Genomic DNA, 25110 nt, shown 5'->3' on the forward strand with positions numbered 1-25110 from the left:
TTAAGTCATGAAGGCGTTTCGCACACCCGGCTCGCCCAGGCAGCCGTTCAACCTCTCGCGCTGGGCGATTGCCCATCCCAGCATTGGTCGTTTCCTATTCGGGATCATCATTCTGATCGGCGGCCTCGGCATCATGAATATGGGCCAGAAGGAAGATCCGGACTTCACCTTCCGTGTCATGGTCGTGCAGGCCGTCTGGCCGGGCGCTTCCATCGAAGAAATGCAGGATCAGGTCGTCAACAAGATCGAACGTAAGCTGCAGGAAACGCCGCATCTCGATTGGGTGAAATCCTACACCCGTGCCGGTTTCTCGATTACCACGCTACAGATCAAGGGTAACACCAACTCTCAACAGGTGGCAGACGCCTTCTACCAGGTGCGCAAGAAGATCGGCGACATCGAGCAGGATCTGCCCAGCGGCGTTCTGGGTCCCTATTTCAATGACGAATTCGGCGATACCTATGTGACTCTGCACGCTCTGACTGGCGAAGGGTTCAGCTATCCCGAACTCAAGGACTTTGCGACCAAAGCCCGCGATATGCTGCTGGCGACCAAGGGTGTGGAAAAGGTTTCCATTCTTGGTGACCAGGCGGAGCGTATCTATATCGACGTATCGTCCAAGGTGCTGGCGGAGCGCAAGCTGACGCTCAACGATGTGCGAAACGCGCTGGCCGGCCAGAACAATGTCGATCCCGCAGGCAATGTACAGACGGCCACCCGCTCCGTGCGCATTACCGTGGAAGGGGGCATGCGGACGCCGGAAGATATTCGCGAACTGCGCATTCGCAGTGGTACGCAAGTGTTTCGGCTGGGCGATATCGCTACCGTCAGCAAGGGCCTGATCTCGCCTTATGACCGCAAGTTCCGTTTCAATGGCAAGGATTCGGTCCAGATCGGCGTGGTCATGCAGAATGGCTACAAGGTTACCGATGTCGGCAAATGGATCGAAGAGACCTATCGCAATTTCGAAAATGCGCTTCCCTATGGCGTAGAGGTTTCGCAGGTCGCCAACCAGCCGGAGGTCGTGCATGAGGCGATCGGCGAATTCACGCAGGCTCTTCTGGAAGCGCTGGTCATTGTTCTGGTCGTCTCGCTGTTGTCGATCGGTTGGCGTTCCGGCATCGTGATTGCCATCTCCATTCCGCTGGTGCTCGCGGCAACCCTTGCCATCATGTACGAGCTCGGCATCGAACTGCAGCGTATCTCGCTCGGCGCTCTCATCATCGCGCTCGGCCTTCTGGTGGATGATGCCATGATCGTGGTCGAAATGATGGAGCGAAAGCTGGAGGAGGGGCTCGAAAAGCTCAACGCCGCTACTTTCGCCTATTCCTCCACCGCCTTTCCCATGTTGACGGGTACGCTGATCACGACCGCGGGCTTCATCCCGGTCGGTTTTGCGGATTCGACCGCGGGCGAATATGTGCGATCTCTGTTCTATGTGGTCGGCATCGCACTGGTCACATCCTGGTTTGTCGCGGTCTATTTCACGCCCTGGCTCGGATACATGATCCTGAAGCAGCGCGCGCATGCGGGAACGCATCACGATGTCTACGACACGCGGTTTTACCGCGGGCTTCGCGCCACGGTTTCCTGGAGCGTGCGGCACCGGCTGATCGTGCTGGTGGCCACGCTTGGCGTCTTCGGCACCAGCCTATGGTCCTTCCAGTTCATTCCGCAGAGCTTCTTCCCTCAATCCTCGCGCCCGGAAATTCTCGTCGACATGTGGCTGCCGGAAGGCACCGCCATCGAAGAGGTGGAGCGTCAGGCGAAGGCGCTGGAAGCAAAGATCATGGACGATCCCGACAAGAAATTCGTGGCGACCTTTATCGGCGAGGGTGCGCCGCGCTTCTTCCTGCCGCTGGACCAACAGCTTCGTAACCCCAACTATGCCCAGTTGCTCGTCATGTCGAACGGTCTTGAAGAGCGGGAGCGGATGATCATCAAGCTGCGCAAGATTCTGGCGGAAGATTTCCCCACGGTTCGCGGCAAGGTGGATCGTCTGTTCCTGGGGCCGCCGGTCGGCTGGGCGGTGCAGATGCGCGTCATCGGTCCCGACCGTGAAGAAGTCCGCAAGATTGCCGATCAGGTGAAGCAGCGCTTCCACCAGAACCCGCAACTGGGCACGATCCATGACGACTGGCTGGAGTCGGTGACAACGATGAAGCTCGTCATCGACCAGGATCGGGCGAGGGCCCTCGGCGTGACCTCGCAGCGCGTCCGACAGATGCTCTATGCATCGATGTCGGGTGTGACGCTCGACCAGTTCCGTGATGGTGAAGAAACGGTGTCCATCGTCGCCCGCGAACCGGATGCCACACGCGACCTGCTGACAGCCGTCAACTCGGTCTATATTCCGACGGACAATGGTGCCTTCGTGCCAGTCAGCCAGATTGCCCGCATTGAGCCGGTGCAGGAAAACGGAATCGAATGGCGTCGCGACCGTCTGCCGACCATTACGATCAAGGCAACGGTTCCAGATGGCGTCGAACCGAACGATCTGGCGACCAAGATGTATGCTGGCATGGCGGACCTGCGCAGCAAGCTGCCTGCTGGCTATAAGGTCGAGATTCAAGGCGGCGCGGAAGATGCGGCGGAAAGCCAGATGTCGATTGCTGCCAAGGCACCGGTCATGCTGTTCGTGATCGTCGCGCTTTTGATGATCCAGTTGCAGCATTTCGGCAAGGCCATGCTGGTGCTGGCGACCGGGCCTCTCGGAATCATCGGTGCCGCTGCGGCACTGTTGATCACCGGCGCTCCCTTCGGCTTCGTGGCCATCCTCGGTGTTATCGCTCTGCTCGGCATCATCATCCGTAACTCGATCATTCTGGTGGACCAGATCGACCAGGATATCGCCTCAGGGATGGAGCGGAGCGAAGCCATCATCGGCTCTGCCGTTCGCCGCTTCCGTCCGATCATGCTGACGGCACTGGTGGCCGTGCTTGCGCTGATACCGATCTCACGCGGGCTTTTCTGGGGGCCGCTCGCCTATGCCATGATGGGTGGTATCATGGTTGCAACGGTCCTGACCATCCTTGTTCTACCTGCCGCCTACGCCCTGTTCTTTGGGCGGGACAAGGCTTCGAAATCCGGCGCTGGCGATAATGACGACCAACGCCGCGAGCAATTGTCGCTCAATCTTTCCACCGCCGCGGAGTGAGCGACTTGCGGGAAGCGGCGCACCCCTGCCGCTTCCCGCCCCCTGCCTTCGAACGGAGGCATCTGCGAAGTGCGGAATAAAGCACGCAAGGTGCCTGAAATCCGGCCAAAATTTGTTATTGTCGCGGGCGTTGAGGGTTTACCGTTCCTCGCAGGTTGCGAGGTGCATCGATAGGTTAGTGGCAACAATCGATCGCATCGGAGAGTTCCATGAAACGCCTTCTCATTCTCGGCACCGCGCTTGCCGCCATGGTTGCGGGCCCCGTTTTTGCCCAGCAGCCCAACAAGCTGCTGAACGCTTCCTACGACGTTGCGCGTGAGCTGTTCGCAGCCGAGAACGAAGCCTTCATCAAGCAAAATCCGGGCGTCAACATTGATCAGTCGCATGCAGGCACCTCAAAGCAGGCACGTGCCATCGCGGAGGGTCTTGAAGCTGACGTCGTCACCTTCAATCAGGTGACCGACATCGACTTCCTCGTGAAGCAGGGTTTCGTTTCAAAGGACTGGCAGAAGGCGTTTCCGAACAGTGCCTCGCCGTTCTATTCCTTCCCTTCCTTCCTTGTGCGGGCCGGAAACCCCAAGAACATCAAGGACTGGAATGATCTTGCACGCGATGACGTGAAGGTCGTCTTCCCGAACCCCAAGACCTCCGGCAATGCGCGTTACACCTATCTTGCAGCCGTTGCCTATGCGCGTGAAGTCTTCAAGGGCGACGAGGAAAAGGTCGAGGCTTTCGTCAAGAAGATCTTCGACAATGTTCCCGTCTTCGATACCGGAGGCCGTGCAGCCACCACCACTTTCGTCGAGCGTGAAACGGGCGATGTTCTGATCACCTTCGAGGCGGAAACGCGCGGCATTGCCAAGCAGTACGGCAAGGACAAGGTGGAGAGCGTCATTCCATCGGTTTCTCTTCTGGCGGAATTCCCGGTTGCAGTCGTGGACAAGGTTGCCAAGAAGCGCGGCTCGGAAGAGCTGTCCAAGAAGTATCTGGACTTTCTCTACAGTGAACAGGGCCAGCGGATCGCCGCCGAGTTCGGCCACCGGGTGCTGAACGAAAAGGTTGCCGCCGAGTTCAAGAACGAATTCCCGCAGATCCGTCTTGTGAAGGTCGACGATGTGTTTGGCGGTTGGGACAAGATCCAGAAGGAACACTTCGCTTCCGGTGCGACGCTGGACAAGCTATACGGCAGTCGCTGAATTCTCCTCCCAAGGAAGGGCCAGCCCGGTGGTTTTGCGACCGCCGGGTTTGCTTGTTTAGAACAGGAAGCCAATCGTGAGACGTAATGTCCTGCCCGGCCTGCATCTGTCGCTGGGCATTACCCTTTTTTATGTGGGCCTCATCGTTGTCCTGCCGTTGGCAGCGCTTGTCTTCAAGGCTGCAAGCCTTGGACCCGCTGAATACTGGTCAATTGTCTCGTCCCCGCGTGCGCTTGCGAGCTACAAGGTCACAGCACTTTCGGCGCTTGTTGCCACGCTGTTCAACCTCGTCTTCGGATTGGCGCTCGCCTGGGTTTTGACGCGCTACCGATTTCCGGGGCGCCGTATCGTTGATGCCATGGTGGACTTGCCTTTCGCCTTGCCGACAGCGGTTGCTGGCATTTCGCTGACGGCACTGTTTTCGAATAATGGCTGGTTCGGGTCTGTCCTGTCCGAAGCGGGCCTCAAGGTGGCCTATACGCCGATTGGCATCATGATCGCCATGTGCTTCACCAGTCTGCCATTCATCGTGCGAACGGTTCAGCCGGTGCTGGAAGATCTAGATCCGGCGCTGGAAGAGGCGGCGCAATCTCTCGGCGGCTCGGACTGGACGATTTTCCGCAAGGTCATTCTGCCGCTTTTGACACCTGCCCTGCTGGCAGGGCTCTCCCTTTCCTTTGCCCGCTCGCTGGGTGAGTTCGGCGCCATCATCTTCATTGCCGGAAATCAGCCGATGTCGACGGAAATCACGGCGCTTTTGATCTTCATTCGGCTGGAGGAATATGATTATCAGGCGGCGGCGGCGATTGCGTCGGTCCTGCTCCTGACGGCCTTTGCCATGCTGGCGGTAACCAACTGGCTGCAATCACGCGCATTGCGCTACACGGTGAAGGGCTGACGATGAGCGCTGTTGCTTCTCACAAGAAACCGCCACGCGTCGGCGATGGACCTGTTTTTCGTCGGCTGCTGATCGGCATCGTGCTCAGTCTCGGGGCGCTGCTCATTCTGGCACCTCTGCTCGTGATCGGCCACGAGGCGTTCAAGCAGGGGGTGAAGGTCTATACGTCCACGCTCAATCACCCCGATACGCGTCATGCAATCATGATGACGGTAATCACAGCGCTGATTGCCGTGCCTGTAAACACGGCCTTCGGTGTGGCAGCGGCCTGGGCCATCACCAAGTTTGATTTTCGCGGCAAGCGTCTGTTGCTGGTGGTGATCGAAATCCCGTTCTCCGTTTCGCCCATCGTTGCCGGTGTCGCCTATCTCTTTGTCTATGGTCTGCAGGGCTTGTTCGGACCGTGGCTCGATGCGCATGACATCAAGATCCTGTTTGCGTTGCCGGGCATCGTGCTGGCCTCCATGTTCGTGACGGCTCCCTTCGTCGCACGCGAACTCATTCCGTTGATGCAGGCGCAGGGGCGGGATCTGGAAGAGGCTGCGACCTCGCTCGGCGCTTCGGGCTGGCGCACGTTTTTCTCGGTCACGCTTCCCAACGTCAAATGGGCACTGCTCTATGGCGTGGTTCTCTGCAATGCCCGCGTGATGGGTGAATTCGGCGCGGTTTCCATTGTTTCGGGAAATATTCGCGGCCAGACCAATACGCTGCCACTGCACATCGAGCTGCTCTATCACGATTATCAGGCAGCCGGTGCCTTTGCCTCGGCCTCCATCCTGGCGCTTCTCGCCGTCTTCACCATTATTGCCAAGGTTGCGCTGGAGCGTCGCGGTGCCGGACGCCGCAAGGCCCAAGCCACTGACGCCGTTTCGACAGGACATTGATTACCATGGAAATTCGTCTCGATAACGTCATCAAGACCTTCGATACCTTCCGCGCCGTGCATGGGGTTTCGCTGACCGTGGAAAGCGGGGAGCTGATTGCGCTGCTCGGTCCGTCCGGTTCCGGCAAGACAACGATCCTGCGCATGGTGGCAGGACTGGAATATGCCGATGGCGGTCACATCTATTTCGGCGATCAGGATGCCACCGACATTCCGGTGCGCGACCGCGGCGTTGGCTTCGTCTTCCAGCACTATGCGCTTTTCCCCCATATGACGGTGGCGGAAAACATCGGCTTCGGCATGAGCGTTTCCAAGGTCAAGCGTAGCAAGGCCGAGATTGCCGCACGCGTGAACCAGCTTTTGAAGCTGGTTCGCCTTGAAGGTCTTGGAGATCGCTTCCCGGCACAGATTTCCGGCGGGCAAAGACAGCGCGTGGCGCTCGCCCGTGCGCTTTCGGTCGATCCCAAGGTCTTGCTGCTGGATGAACCCTTCGGAGCGCTGGACGCCAATGTGCGCCACGATCTGCGCCGCTGGTTGCGGGAGATCCATGATGAACTGGGTATCACCACCATCTTCGTGACGCACGATCAGGAGGAGGCGCTGGATCTTGCGGATCGCGTCGTCATTCTGAAGGACGGCAAGATCGTTCAGCAAGGCACGCCGCAGGAGGTTTGCCGTGATCCGAAGAATGCCTTCGTGCTGAAATTCCTAGGGGATGCCAACCGGCTGATTGGCGAGGTGCGTGACGGGCAGGCGCGTGTTGCAGGCGTTGCCGTGGCTGCTGCTGACGGTGTGGCGGATGGGCCGGCGGAAATCTATGCCCGCCCCCGTGATCTCGACTGGTCGGCTGCGGGACCGGGCGTTTCTGCAACCGTTTCCCGCGTTCTGGATCGGCCCGGTGAGCGACGCGTGATTGCAACCGCCTCGACCGGTGAGCTGCTTGAGTTCGACGTGGACCCGGAGCGTGACATCACGGCTGGCGATACGGGCTTCGTAACGCTGAGGCGGGCAAAAGTGTTCGCGATCTGATTGTTCAATCATTCCGAAAATACAAAAAAAGGCGCCGGTTGCCCGACGCCTTTTCTCATCACAGCGGCTGAAACGCTCAGTTCATCTGGCTGACGAAGCGGGTTTCCAGATAGGCTTCGACAGCCTCGGAACCGCCTTCGGTGCCATAGCCCGAATCCTTGATGCCGCCGAACGGCACTTCTGGAATGGCCAGACCATTGTGGTTGATGGTCAGCATGCCGGCTTCCAGTCGCTGGCTGAGCGCGTGCGCGGTCTTGACCGAGCCTGTGAAGGCGTAGGATGCGAGGCCGAAGGGCAGGCGGTTGGATTCTTCCAGCGCCTCATCCAGCGTGGAGAAGCGGTTGACGATGGCGATCGGGCCGAAGGGCTCTTCGTTCATCATGTGTGCGGAGGTCGGCACATCAGTCAGAACCGTCGGCTCGAAGAAGTGGCCCTTGTTGCCGATGCGCTTGCCGCCCGTCTTCAGAACGGCGCCCTTGGAAACGGCATCCTGAATCATCCCTTCCATGGCCGGGATGCGGCGCTCATTGGCAAGCGGCCCCATGGTCACGTCAGCCTCGAGGCCGTTGCCGACCTTCAGGTTTTCAGCATACTTCACGAGACCGTCGATGAACTGGTCGGCAACGCCATCCTGGATGAGGAAGCGCGTGGGAGCGACGCAGACCTGACCAGCATTGCGGAACTTCGCAGCAGCAGACACTTCGATAGCCTTTTCCAGATCGGCATCGTTGAAGACGACGACAGGGGCATGACCGCCGAGTTCCATGGTCGCACGCTTCATGTGCTTGCCGGCAAGGGCCGCCAGATGCTTGCCAACCGGGGTCGAGCCGGTGAAGGAGATCTTGCGGATGACCGGATGCGGGATCAGGTATTCGGAAATTTCAGCCGGGACACCATAGACGAGGTTGACCACGCCAGCCGGAATCCCAGCATCAGCAAAGGCGCGGATGAGTTCTGCCGGGGAGGCGGGGGTTTCTTCCGGTGCCTTGACGATGATCGAGCAGCCAACAGACACGGCCGCGGAAAGCTTGCGCACGATCTGGTTGATCGGGAAGTTCCAGGGTGTAAAGGCAGCCACCGGGCCAACCGGGAACTTGATCGCCATGTTGGAAACGCCACCAAAACGGGCCGGGATGATCTGGCCGTAGGTGCGGCGTGCCTCTTCGGCGAACCAGTCGATGGTATCGGCGGCATTGTTGATTTCCGCCTTGGACTGCGCAATCGGCTTGCCCTGTTCGCGCGTCATCAGCCAGGCGATGTAATCAATCCGCTGGCGTACAATGTCGGCGGCCTTGCGCATGATCTTGGAGCGCTCAAAGGCAGAGGTGTCACGCCAGATCTTGAAGCCCTTGTCAGCGGCTTCCAGCGCCAGATCGAGGTCAGCCTTTTCCGCATGCGCGATCTTGCCAATGATTTCCTGCGTGGCCGGATCTTCGACGGGAATCGTCTTGCCGCCAACAGCGTCGCGCCATTCGCCGGCAATGAAGAGCTTTACATCTGGATAGCTATGCATGGTGACCTCGTTTTGAGTTCAGAACGTCGCAGGATGCGCGACAGGCGCCATCGGGGCCGGCGCCTAAGCCTTTGTAGGTTTCGGTCCCTCACGTAGGACAATTGATCGCCACAATCAACGCCCTCAACAAAAAGTATTACTAATAAAAAGGCAGGCGTGAGTGACCGGATCACCCACGCCTGACATTTCAACCGGGATCTCTTCAGTGGTTTCTAAAAGAACGCCTGGATACCGGTCTGAGCGCGTCCGAGGATCAGTGCATGAACATCATGCGTGCCCTCGTAGGTGTTCACCGTTTCCAGGTTCTGCGCGTGGCGCATGACGTGATATTCGATCTGGATGCCGTTGCCGCCGTGCATGTCACGAGCCTGTCTTGCAATATCCAGCGCCTTGCCGCAGTTGTTGCGCTTGACGATGGAAATCATTTCCGGTGCCATCTTGTGGTCGTCCATCAAGCGACCGACGCGCAGGGAACCCTGTAGGCCAAGGGCGATTTCGGTCTGCATGTCGGCCAGTTTCTTCTGGAACAGCTGGGTGCCGGCAAGCGGCTTGCCAAACTGTTTGCGATCAAGGCCATATTGACGAGCGCGCATCCAGCAATCTTCCGCTGCACCCATGACACCCCAGGAAATGCCATAGCGAGCACGGTTAAGGCAGCCGAACGGACCCTTGAGGCCAGACACATTTGGCAGAAGCGCATCCTCGGAGACTTCCACACCATCCATAACGATCTCGCCGGTGATCGACGCACGCAGGGATAGCTTGCCACCGATTTTCGGTGCGGAAAGACCCTTCATGCCCTTTTCCAGCACGAAGCCACGGATCTCGTTATTGTGGGCTTCAGACTTTGCCCAGACGACGAAAACATCTGCGATCGGCGCGTTCGAAATCCACATCTTCGAGCCACGCAGGCGATATCCGCCTTCGATCTTCTCGGCGCGGGTCTTCATGCCGCCCGGATCGGAACCGGCATCCGGCTCGGTCAGGCCGAAGCAGCCAATCAATTCGCCAGAGACGAGACCCGGCAGGTACTTTTTCCTCTGCTCGTCCGACCCGTAGGCATAGATCGGATAGATCACAAGCGAGGACTGCACGCTCATCATGGAGCGATAGCCTGAGTCGATGCGTTCGACTTCGCGCGCGACCAGACCATAGGCCACGTAGGAGGCATTGGCTGCGCCATATTCTTCTGGCAGCGTGACGCCGAGGAGGCCTGTCTGTCCCATCAGGCGGAACAGTTCCGGTTCGGTTGTTTCGGATAGGTAGGCTTCCTGGATGCGCGGCAGAAGTTCAGCCTTGCCGAAGGCGGCAGCCGCGTCGCGGATCATCCGCTCGTCTTCTGTCAGCTGGTCGTCCAGCAGAAAGGGGTCAGCCCAGTTGAATGCCGTGCGGTCGCTCATCGTCAAAACCTCCAGAAAAATGTGGGTGCATAATGGGGAAGCGCGGCATCAGCGTAAAGCGCCGTTTACTCACGTTGATATGAGCTATAGGAATAGGCCATGACCAATCTCAGCCGCAGGCTTCTTCCTTCCACCAGTGCTCTGGCCGCGTTCGAATCCGTGGCGCGGCTGGGTAGTTTTTCGTCGGCCGCCGATGAGCTTTCTCTGACACAAGGGGCAATCAGCAGGCAGATTTCCGGTCTTGAAGACCAGCTTGGTATTCTTCTGTTTGAAAGAAGCAGCCGCGGTGTAGGGCTGACCGAGGCAGGGCGTGCCTATGCCAAGGCGATTGGTGCAGCGCTTTCGCAAATCCGCACCGCTTCGCTACAGGCCATGACGAAACGGCATGGCGACACCTTGAATCTGGCCATGCTGCCCACCTTCGGCACGCGGTGGCTTTTGCCGCGTATTCCTCGCTTTGTTGCGGCTCACCCAGAAATCACACTGAATTTCGCCACGCGCATCGGTGTCTTCGATTTCGAGCAGGATGGTCTGGATGTGGCGATCCACATTGGTCAGCCCAACTGGCCGGGCGCGGAATGCACCTTCCTGATGGATGAAATGGTGGCTCCAGTCTGTAGCCCGGACTTCCTGCGCCAGAATCCCGTCTCAAAGCCGGAAGATCTGGCTAGCCTGCCGCTTTTGCACATGGCATCGCGTCCAGGCGCCTGGACGCATTTTTTCGAAACGCTTGGAATTTCTGCCGTTCCGGCACCCGGCATGCGGTTTGAACAATTCGCAAGCGTGGCTCAGGCTTGTAGTGCCGGGCTTGGCGTGGCGCTGATGCCGCTCTTTCTCATCGAGGCAGAGTTGCAGGCGGGAACCCTGGTAGAAGCCTATCCTCAGCAGGTGCGTAGTCCCAGTTCCTATTACCTCGTGGCACCTATCACGAAGATGGATCTGAAGCCCGTTGCCGTATTTCGTGCCTGGCTGATTGAGGAAGTGGGCCGCTGGCGCAACGAACCCTTCTATGCATGAAAGGATGAGATGATGGAGCCGCACGCGTTCTGGCAGGAGATCCATCCACCTCAGTCCTTTCCGGCTGCCGGCCCGCATCAGGGCTTCTATCCGGCAAGCCTGAAGGATGGGCGTCAGTTGCGTCTGCCGATCCGGCCTCTCTCCGACGGCGTGCACGCACTGGCGTCTCTCATCATCAATCAGGCTGCCTTTGAGGTGGTTGAAGTGCTGGCCGAACAATTGGCGGAGCAGCTTGCTGCGGAGAATGTCGAGGTCATCGTTGGCCTGCCGACGCTGGGCCTGACGCTGGCTGCGGCGGTGGCGCGCAAGCTCGGTCACAGCCGTTATGTGCCATGCGGCAATTCCCGCAAGTTCTGGTATCGGGATGAGCTTTCGGTGCCGATCTCGTCCATTACGACGCCCGATCAGGTGAAGAGGCTCTATCTCGATCCGCGTATGCTGCCGCTGATCGAGGGACGTCGCGTGGCCCTGGTGGATGATGTGCTTTCCAGCGGAACCTCGATTGTTGCCGGGTTGACGCTTCTGGCGCAGGTCGGGGTTGAGCCCGTGGCAATTGGCGCCGCCATGTTGCAGACACGCCGCTTCGAAGAGGCACTCGACGCTCTCGATGTTCGATGGAAACCGCGGGTTCGAGGCGTTCTGCAGACACCCTGTCTGCGGCGTGTTGCCAATGACGCGTGGATATGACGCGGCACTTTTCGCCTTGCGGTCTGCCCCGAAGAATCTAGGATCGCCGTATCCTCGCAAATCTGCATAATCGGAAATCACAATGGAATTAGTCTTCGACGGCCACAACGACGTTCTCCTGCGGCTGTGGCGGAACATGCGAAATGGCGCCGATCCGGTCCGTGAATTCATGCAAGGAACGCGTGAAGGGCACATTGACGGTCCGCGCGCCAAGGCAGGTGGATTGGCAGGCGGGCTCTGTGCCATCTACATTCCCTCGGGCGATTTGATTTTGCAGGAACCGGACGGACAAGGGCATTATGTAACGCCGCTCGCCGCACCGCTGGCGCGGCAGCCATCACTCGACATTGCGATGGAGAAATTCGCTGTCGCGCTGCAGCTGGACCGCGCCGATGCCTGGCGGATCTGCCGCACGGTGCCGGAGATCCGCGCGGCTATGGATCAGGGTATCTTTGCCTGCGTGATGCATATGGAAGGATGCGAGGCAATCGGTGCTGATCTTGCCGCGCTCGACGTGTTCCATGCGGCGGGCCTTCGCTCGCTCGGTCCGGTCTGGAGCCGCCACAACATCTTCGGCCATGGTGTGCCGTTTGCCTATCCGATGTCGCCGGACACGGCCCCCGGTCTGACGGATGCAGGTTTTGCACTGGTGAAGGAATGCGATCGTCTGGGTATCGTCATCGATCTGGCCCACATCACGGAAAAAGGCTTCTGGGATGTGGAGAAAACCTCTGAAAAGCCGCTCGTTGCCAGCCATTCCAATGTGCATGCGCTGACAGAGGTTGCGCGTAACCTGATCGACAAGCAGCTGGATGCGATCCGCGAGCGAAAAGGTCTGGTCGGTCTCAACTATGCCGTCACCATGCTGCGGCCCGATGCGCGCGACGATGCCGACACCTCGCTGGATCTCATGGTGCGCCACATCGATTACATGGTCGAGCGGATGGGCATTGAATGCGTGGCTCTGGGTTCCGACTTCGACGGAGCTACCGTTCCACAGGAAATTAATGATGCGGCTGGCAACCAGAAACTGGTTGCGGCGCTCAGAAACGCGGGATACGGTCAGGAAGATCTAATAAAGCTCTGCCGTGAAAACTGGTTCAGGATCTTTGCGGAAACCTGGGCTTGAGAGTCGGTTAAGTGCTTTAAAAAACACTATTTTAAAGAAATGGGGAACCAGACCATGAACGCGTTCAATCGAAGCCTCCGCCTCCTTGGCACAAGTGCTGCACTCTCTGTCATGATGCTGTCTGCGCCGCAGGCTTTTGCCGCAACGCCAGCCGATACGCTGGTTGTCGGCTTTGCCATCGACGATATCATTTCGCTTGATCCAGGCGAGGCTTTCGAGCTTTCCACAGCCGAAGTGACCGCCAACACTTATGAGAAGCTGGTTACACTTGATCCCAACGACACGTCCAAGGTTGTCGGTCAGCTGGCGGAAAGCTGGAAGATTTCCGACGATGGTCTGACCTATACGTTCAAGCTGAAGCCGAACCTGAAGTTTGCGTCCGGCAATCCGATCACGGCAGAGGACGTGGCCTACTCGTTCGAGCGCGCCGTGAAGCTCGACAAATCGCCAGCCTTCCTGCTGACGCAGTTCGGTTTGAAGGGTGACAATGTCGCCGAAAAGGCGAAGGCTGCCGATGCCTCGACCTTCGTTCTGACGGTCGACAAGCCTTACGCGCCGAGCTTTGTCCTGAACGTTCTGACGGCCACGGTTGCCTCGGTCGTTGACAAGAAGGTTGTTGCTGCCAAGGCCAAGCCGGTTACGGTCACCGCCGAAGCCAAGTGGGACAATGATTTCGGCAACGAATTCCTGAAGACCGGCTATGCCGGTTCCGGACCGTTCAAGGTACTGACCTGGAAGGCGAACGAAGCTGTCGTTCTGGAAGCCAACCCGAATTTCCAGGGCGAAAAGCCCAAGCTGAAGCGCGTCATCTACCGCTACATGAAGGAAAGCGCCTCGCAGCGTCTGGCCCTTGAAAATGGCGATATCGATATTGCCCGTAACCTGGAGCCGAATGATCTTAAGGCGATTTCGTCCAAGTCCACGCTGGCCCAGACGTCCGCTCCAAAGGGCACTGTCTATTACATTGGCCTGAACCAGAAGAACCCGAACCTTGCCAAGCCGGAAGTGGTCGAGGCGTTCAAGTATCTGATGGACTACGATGCGATCGGCGCGACGTTGATCAACGGCATCGGCAAGATCCACCAGACCTTCCTGCCGGAAGGCCAGCTGGGTGCAAGCTCTGAAAATCCCTACAAGCTGGATGTTGCCAAGGCCAAGGAACTGCTCGCCAAGGCTGGTCTGAAGGACGGCTTCAAGGTGACGATGGATGTGCGTAACACGCAGCCCGTAACCGGTATTGCCGAAGCCTACCAGCAGACGCTGGCGCAGGCAGGTGTGAAGCTGGAAATCATTCCGGGAGATGGTAAGCAGACGCTGACCAAGTACCGCGCTCGCCAGCACGATATGTATATCGGCCAGTGGGGTTCGGACTATTTCGATCCGAACTCGAATGCCGAGACATTCACGGCCAATCCGGACAATTCGGATGCGGGCAAGGTGAAGACGCTTGCTTGGCGCAATGCCTGGGATGTGCCGGAACTGACGAAGCAGACGCAGGCTGCACTTCTGGAGAAGGACAGCGCAAAGCGCGCCGAGATCTACCAGAAGCTTCAGAAGGAAGTTCTGGCCAAGGGTCCGTTCGTTATCATCTTCCAGCAGGTGGAAGTGGCGGGCTATTCGGCCAAGCTGAAGGGCTTCAAGCTCGGTCCAAGCTTTGACACCAACTTCGTCTACAACATCTCGAAGGAATAAGGACCGGTTCCTTGACGCTTCCCGAGACGAGCGGAGCGACGCGGCCACGGCGGCGTCGCAACAACCGCACGGTATGGGCCGTCCTGCGTTTTGCGGTGACGGTCCTGACCACCTTCCTTGGCCTGTTGGCCGTTACCTTCTTCATCGGTCGCGTGGTGCCCATCGATCCGGCGCTCGCCATTGTCGGCGATCGTGCGCCAGCGCATGTGGTGGAGCGTGTGCGGGAAGAGCTGGGCTTGAATCTGCCGCTCTGGCAGCAGTTTTTCATCTACCTGAAACAGGTTCTCTCCGGTGATTTCGGTACCTCGGTGCTGACCAGCAATCCGGTGCTTGAAGACATCAAGCGTGTGTTTCCGGCGACCATGGAGCTCGCAACCGTCGGCACCCTGATCGGCGCTTTGTTCGGCGTGCCCCTCGGCGTGCTGGCGGCGGTGAAGCGCGGCAGCCTGGCCGACCAGGTGGTGAGGGTGGTCGGGCTCATCGGCTATTCGGTGCCGGTGTTCTGGCTGGCGCTTCTGGCCTTGCTGTTCTTTTATGCCAAGCTGAACTGGGTTGCCTATCCCGGTCGTATCGACGTTGTCTACGAATACACGTTCACTTCGCCCACCGGCTTCTACCTGTTCGATGCCATCATGCAGGGCGAGTGGGAAGTCTTCCGGGATCTCTTTCGGCACATCATCCTGCCCGCTTCTCTGCTCGGATATTTTTCGCTCGCCTATATCAGCCGCATGACGCGCTCCTTCATGCTGAACGAGTTGAGCCAGGAATACATCGTGGCCGCCCGTGCCAAGGGGCTTTCCGAGGCCCGCATCATCTGGTTTCATGCGCTCAGAAACGCAGCTGTGCCGCTGATTACCGTCATCGCGCTTTCCTATGCGGGGCTGCTGGAAGGTTCGGTTCTGACTGAAACGATCTTCTCCTGGCCGGGCTTGGGCCTTTACATCACCAATTCGCTGCAGAACGCGGATATCAACGCCGTGCTGGGTGGCACGCTTGCTGTGGGTGCCGTTTTCGTGACCATCAATCTCTTGTCCGATCTGCTTTACCGGACGCTCGATCCGAGGACGCGCAGCCGATGACGAGCCTTGATACCCCATTGAAACCCTATAGCCGCGAATGGCTGCTATCCGACCGTCCGACAACCCGCAGGCAGGCGCAACTTGGCCGCGCCTATGTCGTCTGGCGCCGTTTTTCGGAAAACCGGCTGGCGCTGCTTGGTCTCCTGATCATCATCGCGCTGATCGTGGTGGCGGCTCTGGCGGATGTCATTTCGCCGCATAATCCGGTGATCGGGGATCTGCGCAATTCGCGCCTGCTGCCGCCGGGGTCGGAGGGCTTTCTTCTGGGAACCGACGATCAGGGTCGCGATATTCTCTCACGCCTCATCCACGGCTCGCGGCTGACTCTGATGGTCGTGGTGCTGGTGGCCGTGATCGCGGCACCCATCGGCCTGCTGGTGGGAACGGTTGCTGGTTATGCGGGTGGCTGGATCGATGCCATCTTGATGCGGATCACCGATATTTTTCTGGCCTTTCCGAAGCTCGTTCTGGCGCTGGCGCTTGTCGCGGCACTTGGTCCGGGGATTGAGAATGCCATTCTGGCGATTGCCGTCACCTCCTGGCCACCTTACGCCCGTATCGCTCGCGCCGAGACACTGACCTTCCGCAATTCGGAATTCATCTCGGCAGTCAAGCTGATGGGGGCATCTCCCTTCCGCATCGTGCTTCGGCACGTCATGCCGCTCTGTACGTCCTCGCTGATCGTTCGCGTGACGCTGGATATGGCAGGCATTATTCTAACGGCGGCTGGCCTCGGTTTCCTCGGTCTTGGCGCACAGCCGCCGCTGCCGGAATGGGGCGCGATGATTGCCTCTGGGCGTCGCTTCATTCTCGACCAGTGGTGGGTTGCCGCCATGCCGGGTTTTGCCATCCTCATCGTCAGCCTCGGTTTCAATCTGCTGGGCGATGGCTTGCGCGATGCACTCGACCCGAAGGAGGCCGGACAATGAGCCCGCTTCTGACAGTCAATAATTTGCGCGTGAGCTTTCCAACCCGCACTGGCGAAGTCAATGCCGTGCGCGGCGTCTCTTTCACGCTGGGTCGTGAGCGGCTTGGCATCGTTGGTGAGTCCGGCTCCGGCAAATCGCAGACCGGTCGCGCCATCATGGGGCTGACGCCGGGTCATGCGAAGATTACGGCAGATAGCCTGAACTTCGATGGTATTGATCTTCTGTCCGTTTCTGCGCGGCAAAGGCGGGATCTGCGCGGCAAGCGCATGGCGATGATCCTGCAGGATCCGAAATATTCGCTTAATCCGGTCATGCCCATCGGCAAGCAGATTATCGAAACCCTCAGGACCCATGAGCGTGTCTCGGCAAGGGAAAGCAGGCAGCGTGCGCTGGCCATGCTGGAGGCGGTGCAAATCCGCGATCCGGAACGCGTCTTCGATCTCTATCCGCATGAAGTATCCGGCGGCATGGGCCAGCGTATCATGATTGCCATGATGCTTGTTTGCGGCCCGGAGTTGCTGATTGCGGATGAACCGACATCCGCGCTTGATGTGACGGTGCAGCTGGAAGTGCTCGGCATTCTGGACAGACTGGTGGCCGAGCGCGGCATGGGGTTGATTTTCGTCAGCCATGATCTGAGGCTTGTCTCCTCCTTTTGCGATCGCGTTCTGGTGATGTATGCGGGCCGCGTGGTGGAGGAGTTGCCGTCTGCCAATCTGGCCGCGGCGCAGCATCCCTATACGCAGGGTCTTTTGAACTGCCTGCCGACGATCGGCAGCCATCGGCATCCGCTTCCGGTGCTGGAGCGCAAGGTGGAGTGGGCGCAATGACAGGTACAGCACTTTCCGTTCGCGACATGGTCGTGACATTCGACGAGTTTGTCGCGCTCAACCATGTGACCATGAATGTGAACGAGGGCGAATCCTTCGGGATCGTGGGCGAATCCGGTTCGGGCAAATCCACGCTGCTGCGGGCAGTTGCGGGATTGAATGTCTTTGAATCCGGCAGCCTTACGGTGGCGGGCCGCAGCTATTCCGGTTCGCGTCGCGACAAGGAGTTCTACAGCACCGTCCAGATGGTGTTTCAGGACCCCTATGGTTCGCTGCATCCGCGCCAGACGGTGGATCGGCTGCTGCTGGAGCCGCTTGCCATCCATGGTTTTACGGATGTGGATGCCCGCATCGCCCGCGCGCTGGATGAGGTGGGTCTGGGTTCCGGCTTCCGGTTCCGCTATTCGCACCAGCTTTCGGGCGGTCAGCGCCAGCGGATTGCCATTGCCCGTGCGCTGATCCTGGAGCCGAAAATCCTGCTTCTCGACGAGCCGACTTCTGCACTCGATGCCTCCATCCAGGCGGAAATCCTCAACCTGCTGGAGCAGGCGCGCAAGGACCGGAACCTCACCTTCATCATGGTCAGCCATGATCTCGGGGTTATCAGCCATATGTGTGAGCGGCTGGCGGTGATGAAAAAGGGTGAGGTTGTCGAAACCGTTTCCGTTGAAGCTCTGGAAAAACGCGAGTTTTCGGAAGAGTATACGCGCCAATTGCTTGTGGCGAGTGAGGGCTTCCGCCGATCCGCCTGAAGCCCTTTTTTACGGTTGGCGGATATCGATGCAGCTTCGGGCCCTGATGTATTTCGATGAAGTGGTGCGCACCAATTCCATGCGGGCCGCGGCGGAGAACCTGAATGTGGCGGCAACCGCCGTTAGCCGTCAGATCGAGAATCTCGAACATTATTTCGGCACGCCGCTGGTTGAACGCAGCAGCCGCGGCATTCGCCTGACGGCGGCGGGTGAGCTTCTGGCGGCACGGGCGGGAAAGACCTTGCGCGAGCTGGAGCATGTGCATCAGCTGATCGATGATCTCCAGGGGCTCCAGCGTGGGCGCGTGGTGATCTATGCCAACGGGGCTGCGGTGGCGAACCTTCTCGCGCCCGTGCTTGCGCAGTTCAGCCTGAAATATCCGAATCTGCGGTTCGAGGTGGCGATCACCACGGCACGGCAGGCCATCGAGGCCTTGTCGAGCGCCGAGGCCGATCTTGTCGTCACCCTGTTTGCGCCCAAGCTGACAGGGGTCAAGGTGCGGCTTCGCTCGGAAGTCGCCTATGATCTCATTACCTCTGCCAAGCACGCGGCGGCGGGTCTTGCCGAAATCTCGCTCAAGGATGTGGCTACATTGCCTTTGGCGCTGCCGGACAAGAGTTTCGGTGCGCGTCAGGCTTTCGAGGAGCAGTTTGCCAAGGTCGGTGTCGAACTCGATCCGGTTTTCGTCACAGGATCATTGGAGATGCTGAAGGAGCTGGTCTTACGCGAAGCGGCGGTGACGCTTTTGCCGAGGCTGACCATCACGCGCGAAATCGAGATGGGTCTTCTGTCTGCTATCCCGATCTCCGGCGGACGAGCGGTAAAGACGGCGATTGAGCTCTGCGTCGCGCCCGATCGCCAGCTTTCCTTTGCTGCCGCCAAGCTGGTGGATTTCATCGATGCTTTCATGCGCGGCGCAGAACCCCGCAAGGCAGGCCAGAAGCCGAAGAGGGGTGTGTAGCGATTTCGGCTACACAGAGCACACAAAATTGGTCATTGTGTGTGCGCCTGTGAAGTGCCAGTATTTTCGCATAAACAGCTTTGCTGCCGCGCTTGAAACGGCAGATGGAGCAAGACCCAGGGGATTTTCAAGCATGCCACGCCTCACGCTTTCCACCTCGACCGGCTTTTCGCGCCGAACCTTCGTCGCTCTTTCACTGGCAGCTGGAGTCGCCTTGAGTGCGCTTGGTTCTGCGCAGGCGGCGCCCAAAACATCGCTGTCGCTCGGAATGTCGGTCGAGCCCTCCGGACTTGATCCGACGGCAGCGGCACCAGTCGCTATCGGTCAGGTGACGTGGCAGAACATCTTCGAAGGCCTGACGACCATCGACAAGGACGGCAAGGTGCAGCCGCAGCTGGCCGATAGCTGGACGATCTCGCCGGACGGGCTGACCTATACGTTCAAGCTGCGTTCGGGGGTGATGTTCCACAATGGCGAGGCCTTCGATTCTTCGGTCGCGAAATTCTCGATTGATCGGGCCCGCGCTGCCGATTCCGTCAATCCGCAGAAGCGTTACTTCGCTTCGGTCGATAGCGTCGAGACACCGGATGCCGCGACGCTGGTGGTGAAGCTGAAGAGCCCGACCGGCAACTTCCTCTATTGGCTGGGCTGGCCATCTTCCGCCATGGTTGCGCCGAAGAGTGCTGCTGACAACAAGACGAACCCGGTTGGCACCGGCCCGTTCAAATTCGTCAACTGGGCCAAGGGCTCTCAGGTCGAACTGGCAAAGAACCCGGATTACTGGAACAAGGCAGGCACTGCTAAGCTGGAAAAGGTAACCTTCCGCTTCATAGCAGATCCACAGGCGCAGGCCGCTGCACTGAAATCCGGTGATCTCGATGCCTTTCCGGAATTTGCAGCGCCTGAGCTGATGGCAAGCTTTGATGGCGATAGCAAACTGACGACCGTGATCGGCAATACCGAGCTCAAGGTCGTGGCCGGTATGAACAATGCCAAGAAGCCATTTGACGACAAGCGAGTGCGTCAGGCGCTGATGCTGGCAGTGGACCGTCAGGCGCTGATCGACGGGGCGTGGTCAGGCTTTGGCACGGCGATTGGCAGTCATTATACGCCGAACGATCGCGGCTTCGTGGATCTGACGAAGACTTACGCCTACGATCCGGAAAAGGCGAGAAAGCTCCTGAAGGATGCGGGTTACGGCAGTGGCTTGACCTTCACGATCAAGGCGCCGCAAATGCCCTATGCCCAGCGTTCATCGCAAATGCTGCAGGCCATGTTTGCCGACGTGGGGGTGACGCTGAACATCGAAACCACCGAGTTTCCGGCAAAATGGGTGGCCGATGTGTTCAAGGGCGGCAATTACGACATGACCATCGTGGCCCATGCCGAACCGATGGACATCGATATCTATGCGCGTGATCCCTACTACTTCAATTACAAGAATCCCGCGTTCAACGAGGTTCTGAAAAAGGTAGATGCCACCGCCGATGCAGCCGAACAGGCAAAGCTCTATGGCGAGGCGCAGAAGATCCTGGCGGAGGATGTTCCGGCCCTCTACCTGTTCGTGATGCCGAAGCTTGGCGTGTGGAACAAGAACCTCAAGGGGCTTTGGGAAAACGAGCCGATCCCCTCCAACGTGCTGGCCCAGGTTGAATGGGCGCAGTAACTGGCTGAGAGGCGGAGGAGTTTCATAAGAATTCCCCTCTAGAATCCAATGCATGCCTGAAGCAGACGTTTCATCCTTCGCTTTCCCGGAAAGCCTGAAGGGACAGGATATGATTGCCCTTATCGTCCGCCGCTTTGCCGGTCTTGTTATCACCCTCCTGATCGTCTCGGCGCTGATTTTTCTTGTGATGGATCTTCTGCCGGGCGATCCGGCTTCCGTCATGCTCGGAACATCGGCCACGCCGGAAACGCTGGCAGCACTTCAGAAGCAGATGGGCCTCGATCAACCGCTGCTGGTGCGGTATTTCGCTTGGCTGGGGCAGGCTGTGCGAGGTGATTTTGGCACTTCCTATACCTACAGTGTTCCGGTCGCGGGCCTGATTGCGGAAAGACTGGCGGTGACGGTGCCGCTGGCCGTGTTGGCCGTGTTTCTGTCTGTCAGCCTCGCATTGCCGCTCGGTGTCATCTCTGCCGGTAAGCGCAACAGCGGCCTGGACTATGTCGTGGGCGTGGTATCGCAACTCTTCATCGCAGTTCCCGGTTTCTGGGTCGGCCTTCTTTTGATCCTGCTGTTCTCCGTTACCCTCGGTTGGATGCCCGCGGGCGGATTTCCGGGCTGGAGTGCAGGTTTCTGGCTCTCACTCAAGGCACTGCTGTTGCCTGCCATCGCGCTTGCTCTGCCGCAGGCGGGTGTCTTGACGCGCGTGACCCGTACATCGGTGCTGGAGGTGATGTCGGAGGACTATGTTCGCACTGCCCGTTCCAAGGGTTTGTCGGAGAGGACGGCACTGTGGTTGCATGCAGTTCCGAACGCCATGGTGCCGGTGGTGACAATCCTGGGTCTGCAATTCACCTTTCTGATTGCCGGTGCTGTGCTGGTTGAAAATGTCTTCAACCTGCCGGGCCTTGGGCGGCTTGCCTATCAGGCGCTTTCCCAGCGTGACGTGGTGGTGATGCAGAACGTGATCCTGTTCTTCGCCGGTCTGGTGATTGTCATGAACTTTCTGGTCGACATGCTCTATCTGTTCATCGATCCGCGATTGCGGGCAGGAGCGCGCTGATGCGACAGATCCTGCGCCGCCCGACACTTCTCGCCGGTCTCATCATCACCGTAATTTTGGTCGCCATTGCGTTCCTGTCTCTGGTGTGGACACCTTTATCGCCAACCAAGATGCAGATCGTTCACAAGCTGAAGCCGCCCATGGCGCAGGGTCTTTTGGGCACGGATCAGTTCGGTCGCGATCTCGCCTCCATGTTGATGGTGGGAGCGTGGAATTCCCTCTCCACTTCGTTCCTTGCGGTTGCGATCGGAGCGACGATTGGCACGCTGGTGGGGGTCACGGTCGCCGCGATCCGGGGGCTGACGGAAACTGTTGTGATGCGCGCCTGCGACATCATCTTTTCCATTCCGCCGATCCTCTCGGCCATGCTGTTTGGTGCCTTCATCGGAGCAGGGCGGTTTACGGCCATCATTGCGATTGCGGTCTTCATGGTTCCCGTGTTCGCCCGTGTCACCTTAAGCGCCGCGCGGCAGATCTGGACGCGTGACTATGTCATGGCCGCCATCAGCATGGGGCGAAATCGCGCCAAGATCACCTATGTGCATGTGCTGCCAAACATCTCCAATCAGATCCTCGTTCAGGTCACGATCCAGCTGGGATTGGCGATCCTGACCGAAGCGGGATTGAGCTTTCTGGGTCTGGGCATGCCGCCGCCCACACCGACCTGGGGCCGCATGCTTTCGGATTCACAGACCTTTATGGGGCAGGCGCCATGGCTTGCACTTCTACCCGGAAGCGCCATTGCGCTGGCAGTGCTTGGCCTCAACATGCTGGGCGATGGTCTTCGCGATCTTCTCGACCCGCGCGACAATGTTTGACGAAACAGTGAAAAGACAGTGCCATGAATGAATTGCTGAGGCTGACCATCCGGCAGATCCGCGACCTCTATGCCGCCAGGAAGCTCTCTCCGCTCGAATACTGGCAAGCGGTTGAGGAGCGGATTGCGGCCTTCGAACCACATATTCAGGCGCTTTATCTCTACAATCCCGAGAGCGCACGGGCGCAGGCTACGGCATCTACCGACCGTTGGAGGAGGGGTGAGACGCTCGGTATTCTCGATGGCATTCCGGTAACGCTGAAGGAATTGATTGCCACCAAGGGCGATCCGGTTCCACTTGGCACAAAGGCGGTAGATCTTATTCCGGCAGCAGAGGATGCACCAATTGCCGCGCGATGCCGGGAAGATGGTACGGTCATTTTCGCCAAGACCACGTGTCCAGATTATGGAATGCTGTCCTCCGGCCTTTCCAGCTTTCACCCCTTGAGCCGTAATCCCTGGGATCTGACGAAGAATCCCGGCGGCTCCAGCGCCGGTGCTGCCTCTGCCGGTGCGGCTTCCTTCGGTCCTTTGCATATCGGAACCGATATCGGCGGATCGGTGCGCTTGCCTGCGGGATGGACCGGGCTCTTCGGTTTCAAGCCAAGTCATGGGCGCATTCCGGTCGATCCCTATTATGTTGGTCGCTGCGCCGGACCGATGACACGTTGTGTTGAAGATTCCGCCATTGCCATGGAGCCGCTGTCGCGGCCGGACTGGCGAGACGGTACATCTCTTCCGCCCAATGATTTCAACTGGCTGGATTTCGACATTGATCTGAAGGGGCTGAAGATTGGCCTGATGCTGGATGCAGGCACGGGACTTGCTGCAGAAGAGGAAGTGCAGGACGCTGTGAAGGCTGCGGCGCGGCTTTTCGAACAGGCAGGCGCGGACATCATACCTGTCGGTCCTGTCATCACGCGGGCCATGCTGGATGGGCTCGACAAATTCTGGCGCTCGCGGTTCTGGGGCGATATCGAGGCCATGAGCCCAGACAAGCACGCCGAGATCCTGCCCTATATCTTCGAATGGGCGAAGGGAGGTGCAGACGTCTCCGGCGTGGAGGCCGTGCGCGGCTTCAACCAGACCATCGAAATGCGCAAGGCATGCGGGCGGCTGTTCACCACTGTCGATGCGGTGATTTCGCCGACCAACCCGATTGTGTCCTATCCTGCGGAATGGGCGTCACCCACCAATGATCCGGCGCTGCCGTTCGAGCACATTGCCTTCACCGTGCCGTGGAACATGTCGGAACAACCGGCATCGTCGATTAATTGCGGTTTCTCGAAAAGCGGCATGCCGATTGGGTTGCAAATTGTCGGCCCGCGTTTCGCCGACCAGTTCGTGCTGCGCCTATCCAAAGCGTTCGAAGTCATGGGCGGCGGTGTTGCCCATTGGCCGGAGCCGCCCACCGCGTGACACTCCATTACCATCAAACGTCATGAGCCTTGAGCGGTTGACTTCGCTCAAGGCATTTTTGTGCCACGTCCGGTAGGGAACAAATTGCAGAGATCGGCGTTGACGACCTGAAAACGAGAGCCTGCGGGGTGCTCGTCGCAGTGGGGGACGATTGGCGCCAGAGCCGATCTGCTTTCCGGGTCTTATTCAATTATCAGGAGATGATGATGTCCATGAATTCACCGAATGATTTCACGCGTACCGGTTCTGAAGGCGATATCGAAAAGCAGCTCCAGCAACTTCGCGAAGATCTTGCGGCACTTGCTCGCTCGGTGGCGGCAGCCGGATCCAACAAGGCTGACGACCTGAAGTACAAGGCGCGTCGTGCCTCGAACGAAGCCATGGACGCCTCCGCGCAAGTGCTCGATTCTGCCCGCGCGCAGTTTCAGTCCTTCGAAAGGGATATCGAGCGCCAGATTCGCACGAAGCCGCTTCAGTCTGTGGCAATTGCCGCGGGCATCGGTTTCCTGTTTGCGCTTCTGTCGCGTCGCTAACATGGGTGCACTTGCGCCTCTTCTGACCTCGCTGTTGGCGTCGGATGTGCGGGGGTTCGCCCAGCGTACCAAGCGCAATGTCATTCTCTATGCCATCGCTGCACTCTTTGCATTGACGGCCTATGGAACCGGTATTGCAGCGCTCGCTGTGTATCTTGCTCGCAAAATCGGTCCGGTAACGGCTCTTACATCGGTTGCCGGTGGGTCACTGCTTATCGTTCTCATCATTCTTCTGGCGGTGTCGATCAAGAACAAGGCCGATGAAAAGCGCCGTCGAGAAGCAGCTGCAGGAAGCCGGGCAATGTTGCTGACAGCGGCGGTCTCAGCATTGCCGCTGCTGGTGAAATCGAAACCGCTTATGGCCGCCGCCATATCGGGCGGGGTGGGCCTCATCGCATTGAAGCTTCTGGGCGGTGGAAACGATCCATCGGACCCAAGCGCGTAAACAAGCTCAAACAGAGGA

At 58.8% G+C, this 25110-nt stretch carries 22 protein-coding genes; 20 read left to right on the forward strand and 2 right to left on the reverse strand.

From position 1 onward, the window contains the following. The first annotated feature begins 7 nt into the window (after positions 1 to 7). From E8M78_RS07555 to E8M78_RS07575, 5 genes are all read left to right on the forward strand, one after another. Complete coding sequence (locus tag E8M78_RS07555; RefSeq protein WP_137134492.1) at positions 8 to 3157, forward strand: efflux RND transporter permease subunit; 3150 nt, start codon at positions 8 to 10, stop codon at positions 3155 to 3157. A gap of 209 nt (positions 3158 to 3366) precedes the next feature. Beyond that, positions 3367 to 4353 (forward strand): thiosulfate ABC transporter substrate-binding protein CysP, encoded by a 987-nt coding sequence (gene cysP, locus E8M78_RS07560; RefSeq protein ID WP_137134493.1) that lies wholly within the window; start codon positions 3367 to 3369, stop codon positions 4351 to 4353. Positions 4354 to 4429: 76 nt separating this feature from the next. Beyond that, positions 4430 to 5251, forward strand: a complete 822-nt coding sequence (gene cysT / locus E8M78_RS07565) for a sulfate ABC transporter permease subunit CysT (RefSeq protein ID WP_137134494.1) — start codon at positions 4430 to 4432, stop codon at positions 5249 to 5251. A gap of 2 nt (positions 5252 to 5253) precedes the next feature. Continuing rightward, entirely contained in the window at positions 5254 to 6135 is an 882-nt protein-coding gene (cysW, locus tag E8M78_RS07570; protein WP_137134495.1) for a sulfate ABC transporter permease subunit CysW, read from the forward strand. A 5-nt stretch (positions 6136 to 6140) separates the two neighbouring features. After that, positions 6141 to 7163: a sulfate/molybdate ABC transporter ATP-binding protein gene (locus E8M78_RS07575; protein ID WP_137134496.1), complete on the forward strand. Its 1023-nt coding sequence runs from the start codon at positions 6141 to 6143 to the stop codon at positions 7161 to 7163. A 76-nt stretch (positions 7164 to 7239) separates the two neighbouring features. On the opposite strand, the gene E8M78_RS07580 is transcribed toward E8M78_RS07575, so the two are convergent. Together E8M78_RS07580 and E8M78_RS07585 are read right to left on the reverse strand one after the other, a co-directional pair. Further along, complete coding sequence (locus E8M78_RS07580; protein WP_137134497.1) at positions 7240 to 8676, reverse strand: NAD-dependent succinate-semialdehyde dehydrogenase; 1437 nt, start codon at positions 8674 to 8676, stop codon at positions 7240 to 7242. 212 nt (positions 8677 to 8888) lie between these two features. Beyond that, positions 8889 to 10076 carry an acyl-CoA dehydrogenase gene (locus E8M78_RS07585; RefSeq protein WP_137134498.1) on the reverse strand — a complete coding sequence of 396 codons (1188 nt, stop codon included), beginning with the start codon at positions 10074 to 10076 and terminating at the stop codon, positions 8889 to 8891. A gap of 99 nt (positions 10077 to 10175) precedes the next feature. On the opposite strand from E8M78_RS07585, the gene E8M78_RS07590 reads away from it, so the two are divergent. The 15 genes from E8M78_RS07590 to E8M78_RS07660 all read left to right on the forward strand — a co-directional run bounded on the left by E8M78_RS07590 (position 10176) and on the right by E8M78_RS07660 (position 25092). After that, positions 10176 to 11093 carry a LysR family transcriptional regulator gene (locus E8M78_RS07590; protein ID WP_137134499.1) on the forward strand — a complete coding sequence of 306 codons (918 nt, stop codon included), beginning with the start codon at positions 10176 to 10178 and terminating at the stop codon, positions 11091 to 11093. Positions 11094 to 11105: 12 nt separating this feature from the next. Further along, the gene (locus tag E8M78_RS07595; protein WP_137134500.1) at positions 11106 to 11780 is read left to right on the forward strand and encodes a phosphoribosyltransferase; all 675 of its coding nucleotides are present in this window, start codon (positions 11106 to 11108) and stop codon (positions 11778 to 11780) included. A gap of 82 nt (positions 11781 to 11862) precedes the next feature. Beyond that, on the forward strand, positions 11863 to 12909 hold the full coding sequence (locus tag E8M78_RS07600) for a dipeptidase (protein ID WP_137134501.1): 1047 nt from the start codon (positions 11863 to 11865) through the stop codon (positions 12907 to 12909). Positions 12910 to 12963: 54 nt separating this feature from the next. Continuing rightward, entirely contained in the window at positions 12964 to 14601 is a 1638-nt protein-coding gene (locus E8M78_RS07605; RefSeq protein ID WP_137134502.1) for an ABC transporter substrate-binding protein, read from the forward strand. Between the two features lie 11 nt (positions 14602 to 14612). Further along, positions 14613 to 15680, forward strand: coding sequence for an ABC transporter permease (locus E8M78_RS07610; RefSeq protein ID WP_137134503.1), 1068 nt, complete (start codon positions 14613 to 14615; stop codon positions 15678 to 15680). Next, complete coding sequence (locus tag E8M78_RS07615) at positions 15677 to 16609, forward strand: ABC transporter permease (RefSeq protein ID WP_137134504.1); 933 nt, start codon at positions 15677 to 15679, stop codon at positions 16607 to 16609. Before E8M78_RS07610 ends, E8M78_RS07615 begins: the two co-directional genes overlap by 4 nt. Beyond that, a complete protein-coding gene (locus E8M78_RS07620; protein WP_137134505.1) occupies positions 16606 to 17439 on the forward strand; it encodes an ABC transporter ATP-binding protein in 834 nt (277 codons plus the stop codon). The genes E8M78_RS07615 and E8M78_RS07620 overlap by 4 nt, the downstream gene beginning before the upstream one ends. Further along, complete coding sequence (locus tag E8M78_RS07625; protein ID WP_137134506.1) at positions 17436 to 18191, forward strand: ABC transporter ATP-binding protein; 756 nt, start codon at positions 17436 to 17438, stop codon at positions 18189 to 18191. The genes E8M78_RS07620 and E8M78_RS07625 overlap by 4 nt, the downstream gene beginning before the upstream one ends. A 28-nt stretch (positions 18192 to 18219) precedes the next feature. Beyond that, positions 18220 to 19152 carry a LysR family transcriptional regulator gene (locus E8M78_RS07630; protein WP_137134507.1) on the forward strand — a complete coding sequence of 311 codons (933 nt, stop codon included), beginning with the start codon at positions 18220 to 18222 and terminating at the stop codon, positions 19150 to 19152. Between the two features lie 133 nt (positions 19153 to 19285). Then, a complete protein-coding gene (locus tag E8M78_RS07635) occupies positions 19286 to 20818 on the forward strand; it encodes an ABC transporter substrate-binding protein (RefSeq protein WP_137134508.1) in 1533 nt (510 codons plus the stop codon). 109 nt (positions 20819 to 20927) lie between these two features. Further along, a complete protein-coding gene (locus E8M78_RS07640) occupies positions 20928 to 21878 on the forward strand; it encodes an ABC transporter permease (RefSeq protein ID WP_137134523.1) in 951 nt (316 codons plus the stop codon). Next, positions 21878 to 22696, forward strand: a complete 819-nt coding sequence (locus E8M78_RS07645; protein ID WP_137134509.1) for an ABC transporter permease — start codon at positions 21878 to 21880, stop codon at positions 22694 to 22696. The genes E8M78_RS07640 and E8M78_RS07645 overlap by 1 nt, the downstream gene beginning before the upstream one ends. Before the next feature lie 23 nt (positions 22697 to 22719). Further along, on the forward strand, positions 22720 to 24114 hold the full coding sequence (locus E8M78_RS07650; protein WP_137134510.1) for an amidase: 1395 nt from the start codon (positions 22720 to 22722) through the stop codon (positions 24112 to 24114). Between the two features lie 206 nt (positions 24115 to 24320). Continuing rightward, positions 24321 to 24647 (forward strand): DUF883 domain-containing protein, encoded by a 327-nt coding sequence (locus E8M78_RS07655; protein ID WP_246658262.1) that lies wholly within the window; start codon positions 24321 to 24323, stop codon positions 24645 to 24647. A gap of 1 nt (position 24648) precedes the next feature. Beyond that, on the forward strand, positions 24649 to 25092 hold the full coding sequence (locus tag E8M78_RS07660) for a hypothetical protein (RefSeq protein WP_137134512.1): 444 nt from the start codon (positions 24649 to 24651) through the stop codon (positions 25090 to 25092). The last annotated feature ends 18 nt before the right edge of the window (positions 25093 to 25110 follow it).

Source organism: Rhizobium sp. FKY42 (assembly GCF_005222835.1).
Classification (GTDB): Bacteria; Pseudomonadota; Alphaproteobacteria; order Rhizobiales; family Rhizobiaceae; genus Neorhizobium.

What these genes read in the sequence shown, in the direction of transcription:
- E8M78_RS07555 (WP_137134492.1), top strand. Translation starts at nt 8, where the DNA reads ATGAAGGCGTTTCGCACACCCGGCTCGCCCAGGCAGCCGTTCAACCTC.
- cysP (WP_137134493.1), top strand. Translation starts at nt 3,367, where the DNA reads ATGAAACGCCTTCTCATTCTCGGCACCGCGCTTGCCGCCATGGTTGCG.
- cysW (WP_137134495.1), top strand. Translation starts at nt 5,254, where the DNA reads ATGAGCGCTGTTGCTTCTCACAAGAAACCGCCACGCGTCGGCGATGGA.
- E8M78_RS07575 (WP_137134496.1), top strand. Translation starts at nt 6,141, where the DNA reads ATGGAAATTCGTCTCGATAACGTCATCAAGACCTTCGATACCTTCCGC.
- E8M78_RS07580 (WP_137134497.1), bottom strand. Translation starts at nt 8,676, where the DNA reads ATGCATAGCTATCCAGATGTAAAGCTCTTCATTGCCGGCGAATGGCGC.
- E8M78_RS07585 (WP_137134498.1), bottom strand. Translation starts at nt 10,076, where the DNA reads ATGAGCGACCGCACGGCATTCAACTGGGCTGACCCCTTTCTGCTGGAC.
- E8M78_RS07590 (WP_137134499.1), top strand. Translation starts at nt 10,176, where the DNA reads ATGACCAATCTCAGCCGCAGGCTTCTTCCTTCCACCAGTGCTCTGGCC.
- E8M78_RS07595 (WP_137134500.1), top strand. Translation starts at nt 11,106, where the DNA reads ATGGAGCCGCACGCGTTCTGGCAGGAGATCCATCCACCTCAGTCCTTT.
- E8M78_RS07600 (WP_137134501.1), top strand. Translation starts at nt 11,863, where the DNA reads ATGGAATTAGTCTTCGACGGCCACAACGACGTTCTCCTGCGGCTGTGG.
- E8M78_RS07605 (WP_137134502.1), top strand. Translation starts at nt 12,964, where the DNA reads ATGAACGCGTTCAATCGAAGCCTCCGCCTCCTTGGCACAAGTGCTGCA.
- E8M78_RS07615 (WP_137134504.1), top strand. Translation starts at nt 15,677, where the DNA reads ATGACGAGCCTTGATACCCCATTGAAACCCTATAGCCGCGAATGGCTG.
- E8M78_RS07620 (WP_137134505.1), top strand. Translation starts at nt 16,606, where the DNA reads ATGAGCCCGCTTCTGACAGTCAATAATTTGCGCGTGAGCTTTCCAACC.
- E8M78_RS07625 (WP_137134506.1), top strand. Translation starts at nt 17,436, where the DNA reads ATGACAGGTACAGCACTTTCCGTTCGCGACATGGTCGTGACATTCGAC.
- E8M78_RS07630 (WP_137134507.1), top strand. Translation starts at nt 18,220, where the DNA reads ATGCAGCTTCGGGCCCTGATGTATTTCGATGAAGTGGTGCGCACCAAT.
- E8M78_RS07635 (WP_137134508.1), top strand. Translation starts at nt 19,286, where the DNA reads ATGCCACGCCTCACGCTTTCCACCTCGACCGGCTTTTCGCGCCGAACC.
- E8M78_RS07640 (WP_137134523.1), top strand. Translation starts at nt 20,928, where the DNA reads ATGATTGCCCTTATCGTCCGCCGCTTTGCCGGTCTTGTTATCACCCTC.
- E8M78_RS07645 (WP_137134509.1), top strand. Translation starts at nt 21,878, where the DNA reads ATGCGACAGATCCTGCGCCGCCCGACACTTCTCGCCGGTCTCATCATC.
- E8M78_RS07650 (WP_137134510.1), top strand. Translation starts at nt 22,720, where the DNA reads ATGAATGAATTGCTGAGGCTGACCATCCGGCAGATCCGCGACCTCTAT.
- E8M78_RS07655 (WP_246658262.1), top strand. Translation starts at nt 24,321, where the DNA reads ATGTCCATGAATTCACCGAATGATTTCACGCGTACCGGTTCTGAAGGC.
- E8M78_RS07660 (WP_137134512.1), top strand. Translation starts at nt 24,649, where the DNA reads ATGGGTGCACTTGCGCCTCTTCTGACCTCGCTGTTGGCGTCGGATGTG.